The sequence below is a fragment of the Kitasatospora sp. NPDC093558 genome, from assembly GCF_040683475.1.
Taxonomy (GTDB): Bacteria; Actinomycetota; Actinomycetes; order Streptomycetales; family Streptomycetaceae; genus Kitasatospora.
On the sequence record NZ_JBFBDY010000472.1, the window covers coordinates 1 to 4,986 of the forward strand.

General features: G+C 73.7%; 5 protein-coding genes and 1 pseudogene. 3 read left to right on the plus strand and 3 right to left on the minus strand.

Annotated features, from left to right (window positions below; genetic code table 11):
- A pseudogene (locus tag AB0O00_RS29380) lies at window positions 1-73 on the plus strand (anti-sigma B factor antagonist); the annotation flags it as partial.
- A gap of 156 nt (window positions 74-229) precedes the next feature.
- Here AB0O00_RS29380 and AB0O00_RS29385 read toward each other — a convergent pair.
- The 3 genes from AB0O00_RS29385 to mca are packed head-to-tail and all read right to left on the minus strand — an operon-like array spanning window position 230 to window position 3,466.
- Window positions 230-2,278 carry a thioredoxin domain-containing protein gene (locus tag AB0O00_RS29385; protein WP_363656856.1) on the minus strand — a complete coding sequence of 683 codons (2,049 nt, stop codon included), beginning with the start codon at window positions 2,276-2,278 and terminating at the stop codon, window positions 230-232.
- 43 nt (window positions 2,279-2,321) lie between these two features.
- On the minus strand, window positions 2,322-2,513 hold the full coding sequence (locus tag AB0O00_RS29390; protein WP_363656858.1) for a hypothetical protein: 192 nt from the start codon (window positions 2,511-2,513) through the stop codon (window positions 2,322-2,324).
- 47 nt (window positions 2,514-2,560) lie between these two features.
- Complete coding sequence (gene mca, locus AB0O00_RS29395; protein ID WP_363656860.1) at window positions 2,561-3,466, minus strand: mycothiol conjugate amidase Mca; 906 nt, start codon at window positions 3,464-3,466, stop codon at window positions 2,561-2,563.
- Window positions 3,467-3,707: 241 nt separating this feature from the next.
- Between mca and AB0O00_RS29400 the strand changes: the two genes are divergently transcribed.
- Window positions 3,708-4,121, plus strand: a complete 414-nt coding sequence (locus AB0O00_RS29400; protein WP_363656862.1) for a DUF4307 domain-containing protein — start codon at window positions 3,708-3,710, stop codon at window positions 4,119-4,121.
- 305 nt (window positions 4,122-4,426) lie between these two features.
- Window positions 4,427-4,927 (plus strand): transcription elongation factor GreA, encoded by a 501-nt coding sequence (gene greA / locus AB0O00_RS29405; protein WP_329927394.1) that lies wholly within the window; start codon window positions 4,427-4,429, stop codon window positions 4,925-4,927.
- The last annotated feature ends 59 nt before the right edge of the window (window positions 4,928-4,986 follow it).

Sequence of the window (4,986 nt, forward strand, 5' to 3'; positions counted from 1 at the left end):
GCGGGAGCAGCTGGTCGAGCTCGTCAACGACGGCAAGTACCACCTCGTCGTCGACATGGAGGGCGTGGACTTCCAGGTCATGCGCCATTCTCGCGCCGCCCGGGGCCGGGCCACCACCGATTAATCGGGGACGCCGCCGGGCGCTCGGGGCTGGGCGAGCGGCCGCGCCAGGCCGCGCCGCCGGGCGGTGCAATGGCGGGCCGAGCCGGGCGTCCGTCCGCCGCGCGGGCTACTCGACGGCCACGCCCAGCCGCTCGCCCAGCACCGCCGCGTCCGTGGTCGGCGCGTCGCACGCGAAGTGCCGGCAGACGTACGCGGCGGGCGCCCCGCCCACCAGCGGCCGGTCGGCCAGCAGCGGCACCTCGGTCTCGCCGGTCGCCGGCGCCCCGACCGCCACGACCGCCCCCGGCGCGGTCCCCAGCAGCGCCGCCCGCCGCAGCGCGGCCGTCGCCGGGTCGTCCGCGGGGCCGACGACGGCGACCTCGCGCGGCCCGTCGAGCAGCGCCTCCGCGACGGCGAGGCCCCAGCCGATGAACCGCGGCGCCCGCGCGGCGAGCGCGCCGACGATGCCGAGCGCCCGTTCGGCGGCGGTGCGGTGGCGGGCCGAGCCGGTGTACGCGGCGTACGTGAGCAGGGCGCCGGCGGCGGCCGTCCAGCCGGACGGGGTCGCGTTGTCGGTCGGGTCCTGCGGGCGGCGGATCAGCTCCTCGGCGTCGTCGGCGGTGTCGTACAGGGCGCCGGACGCCTCGTCGGTGAAGTGCTTGAGCACGGTGTCGAGGAGCCCGCCGGCCAGCTGGAGCCACTCCGCCTCGCCGGTGACGGCGTACAGCGCGAGGAAGCCCTCGGCGGTGTCCGCGTAGTCCTCCAGGACGCCCGCGTTGGTGCCCGCCCGGCCGTCCCGGGAGGTGCGCAGCAGCCGCCCGTCGGGGGTGAGGTGGACGGCGAGCAGCAGGTCGGCGGCGCGCTCGGCGGCCTCGACGAGGTCGGGCCGGTCGAGGAGGGCACCGGTCTCGGCGAGGGCCGCGATCGCGAGGCCGTTCCACGCGGCGACGACCTTGTCGTCGCGGGCGGGCGCGGGCCGCTGGGCGCGGGCCGCGAGGAGCCGCTCCCTGATGGCCTCGAACTCGTCGAAGTCCTCGGGGTCGGCGAGGAGTTGGAGAACGGAGGTGCCGTGCTCGAACGTGCCGTCCGCGGTCACCGAGAACAGCCGGGCGGCGGTGGCGGCGTCAGCCGGGCCGAGGAGGTCCACCAACTGGCCCGGCTCCCACACGTAGTACGCGCCCTCGGCGGAGGCACCGGTCTCCTCGTCGAGGCTGTCGGCGTCCAGCGCGGAGGCGAACGCGCCCTCGGGGGTGCGGAGTTCGCGCAGCAGGAAGTCCGCGGTCGACAGCGCCACCCGGCGGGCGAGCGGGGATCCGGTGGCGCGCCACAGGTGCAGGTAGGCGCGCAGCAGCAGCGCGTTGTCGTACAGCATCTTCTCGAAGTGCGGCACGACCCACTCGGCGTCCACCGCGTACCGGGCGAAGCCCCCGCCGAGCTGGTCGTGGATGCCGCCGCGGGCCATCGCCTCGCCGGTGCGCACGGCCATCTCCAGCGCCGCCTGCGAGCCGGTGCGGGCGTGGTGGCGCAGCAGGTACTCGATCACCATGGCCGGCGGGAACTTGGGCGCGCCGCCGAAGCCGCCGCGCCGCTCGTCGAAGTCGCGGCTGAGGGTGACCAGCGCCTGGTGCAGGTCCGCCGCCGCGGGCGGGTGGTGCGCCCCGGCCGAGTACACCGAGGCCCGCTCGGCGAGGTCGGCCCGGATCCGCCCGGCCACCTCGCCGACCTCCTCGCGCCGGTCCCGCCAGGCGGCGTCGACGCCCTCCAGCACCTGCCGGAAGGACGGCATGCCGTGCCGGGGCTGCGGCGGGAAGTACGTACCGAAGTAGAACGGCTCCTTGTCCGGCGTCAGGAACACCGTCATCGGCCACCCGCCCTGCCCGGTGGCCGCCTGCACCGCCTCCATGTACACGGCATCGACGTCCGGCCGCTCCTCGCGGTCCACCTTGACCGCCACGAACCGCTCGTTCAGGTACCCGGCGACACCCTCGTCCTCGAACGACTCGTGCGCCATGACATGACACCAGTGGCACGCCGCGTACCCCACCGACAGCAGGACCGGCACGCCGCGGCGCCCGGCCTCGGCGAAGGCCTCGGGGCTCCACGGCCACCAGTCGACAGGGTTGTCGGCGTGCTGCAGCAGGTAGGGCGAGGTCGCGTCCGCGAGACGGTTCGGCATGGCCCCATCCTCGCGCATCGGCGGCCGGACGGGGGCCGGGGGCTCACTCCTTCGGGGACTCCGGGTCCTCGGCGAAGTTGACCTTCTTGAACTGGCGGTTCATCGACTTGGCCAGGAACCAGGTGGCCACGCCGAGGGCGGCGAAGACGACGAAGCCGAGGAGACCGGGGGTGACCTTGGCGTCGTCGACGGCGAGGTCGGCGGCGAAGTGGACGAGGTTCACGGGGGCGCTCATATCTCTATGGTGGCCCGGCTCACGGCGAGCCGGGCCATCGGGGGGGGTCAGTCGCGCGTGTCGGCGGCCTCGGCCGCCAGGGTGGGGGTGCGCAGGCCGGCGAACAGGTCGTCCTCCGGCAGGTCCACGTCGATCAGGGTACGGGCCAGCTCGTAGTCCTCGGTGGGCCAGACCTCGCGCTGGACCTCCAGCGGGACGCGGAACCACGGGCCGTCCGGGTCGATCTGGGTAGCGTGGGCGATCAGCGCGCGGTCGCGGGTCTCGAACCAGTCCTCGCAGCGCACCCGGGTGGTGATCTCGCGCTCCTTGCGGCCGCTCTTCTCCCAGCCGGCGATCCACTCGCCGTACGGGGAGTCGTGGCCGTGCTCGGTCAGGTAGGCGTGCAGCGCGCGGATGCGGCCCATCGGGAAGCCGTGGTTGTAGTACAGCTTCAGCGGCTGCCAGGGCTCACCGGCCTCCGGGTAGGCGTCCGGGTCCCCGGCGGCGTCGAAGGCCAGCATGGTGATCTTGTGGGTCATGATGTGGTCGGGGTGCGGGTAGCCGCCGTTCTCGTCGTAGGTCGTGATGACCTGCGGCCGGAACTCGCGGATGAGCCGGACCAGCGGCTCGGCCGCCTCCTTCACGTCCTGCAGGCCGAAGCAGCCCTCGGGCAGCGGGGGCAGCGGGTCGCCCTCGGGCAGGCCGGAGTCGACGAAACCCAGCCAGGCCTGCCGGATCCCGAGGATCTCCCGCGCGGCGTCCATCTCCTTGCGCCGCACCTCGTGGATGTTCTCCTCGACGTACGGGTCCCCCTGGAGCTTGGGGTTGAGGACCGACCCGCGCTCGCCCCCCGTGCAGGTGGCCACGAGCACGTCCACCCCCTGGTCGACGTACATGGCCATGGTGGCCGCGCCCTTGCTGGACTCGTCGTCCGGGTGGGCGTGCACCGCCATCAGTCGCAACTGCTCAGTCAACGCCTTGCGTTCCTTCCCTGTCGTCCGGGCGTCGGCGCGAAGCCGGCCGACCCGTCGTCCGAGCCGCACACTCAGGGGACCGCGTCACCGCGGGACCGGGCGGCCGGACGTCCGCCGGCACGGCCGGGCCCCGCCCCGCCGCTTCGGGCGCGGGCGTGCCCCTCCTATAGTGACGGACTGGAGGAGCGCCGCATTCCCCCGCACCACCCGCGCGGCCCTTCCCCGGAGAGGACTCGGCCCGATGACCGCAGACACCACCACCGCCAAGCTGCCCGAGGGACGCTACGGCCGGAGCGCCGACCGCGAGGCGGACCGCCGCCTGAAGGTCGTCGGCGCGGTCTGCGGCGTGCTCGGCCTCGGCGTGGTCGCCTGGCTGGGCGGCTCGTACCTGCTCCGCGAGACGGCGATCAACGGTGCGGTGCCGACCTTCCAGGTGGTGTCGGACTCCGAGGTCCAGCTGCACCTCTCGGTGCGCAAGGGCGACGGGACGGCCGGCAGCTGCACGGTCCGCTCGCAGGGCTCGGACGGCGCGGTGGTCGGCCTGGCCGACTTCCCCGTCCCGGCCACCGGCTCCAGCTACGACGCCGTGGTCAGCCTGCGCACCACCGCCCGCGGCACCACCGCCGAGCTCCTGGGCTGCACTCCCGCCAAGTGACCCACGAACGGCCGGGTGCCGGGTGGCGCCCGGCCCGGCAACCTGCGCATATTCGATCCCGCGAGCGGGCATCCAGACAGAGGCCCGCGCCGGTCTCCGTACACCTCGGCGCAACGCCGTCGTCAATGGCGCGACAACGACCCTCCCGCTTGTCGGCAGGACTTGTTAGGCTCGTGGTTTCGCCCCTTTCCGCACCGGATGGTACGGGAGCGGGCGTTGCTTTGTAGTTGAGACCGATATCACCACCGACCCCCTGCTGACGACTCACACCCTCAGCACAGCCCCAGCACCTACGAGGAGCACCTGTGACCCAGACCAGCGAGAACGTGACCTGGCTCACTCAGGCCGGCTATGACCAGCTCAAGGCCGAGCTGGATCACCTGACCGGACCCTGGCGCATCGAGATCGCCCAGAAGATCGAGGCGGCGCGCGAGGAGGGCGACCTCAAGGAGAACGCCGGCTACCACGCCGCCAAGGAGGAGCAGGGCAAGTACGAGCTGCGCATCCGCCAGCTGACCCAGCTCCTGGAGCGCGCCAAGGTCGGCGAGGCCCCCGCGGACTCGGGCGTGGTGGCCCCGGGCATGATCGTCACGGTCGCCTTCGACGGCGACGAGGACGACACCATGGAGTTCCTGCTCGCCTCGCGCGAGGTGGCCAGCTCCGGCGACCTGGACGTCTACTCGCCGCAGTCGCCGCTGGGCCGCGCGATCGACGGCAAGCAGATCGGCGACGAGGCCACCTACGAGCTGCCGAACGGCCGGCCCGCGATGGTGAAGATCCTCAAGGTCACGCCGCACGCCGGCTGACCCACCCCCGGAACACAGCACGCCGGAGGGCGGCCGCGGAGCACCGCGGCCGCCCTCCG

Excerpts from the sequence above, each read along its gene's own strand:
- AB0O00_RS29400 (WP_363656862.1), top strand. The coding sequence starts at position 3,708 with ATGACCGCAGACACCACCACCGCCAAGCTGCCCGAGGGACGCTACGGC.
- AB0O00_RS29390 (WP_363656858.1), bottom strand. The coding sequence starts at position 2,513 with ATGAGCGCCCCCGTGAACCTCGTCCACTTCGCCGCCGACCTCGCCGTC.
- AB0O00_RS29385 (WP_363656856.1), bottom strand. The coding sequence starts at position 2,278 with ATGCCGAACCGTCTCGCGGACGCGACCTCGCCCTACCTGCTGCAGCAC.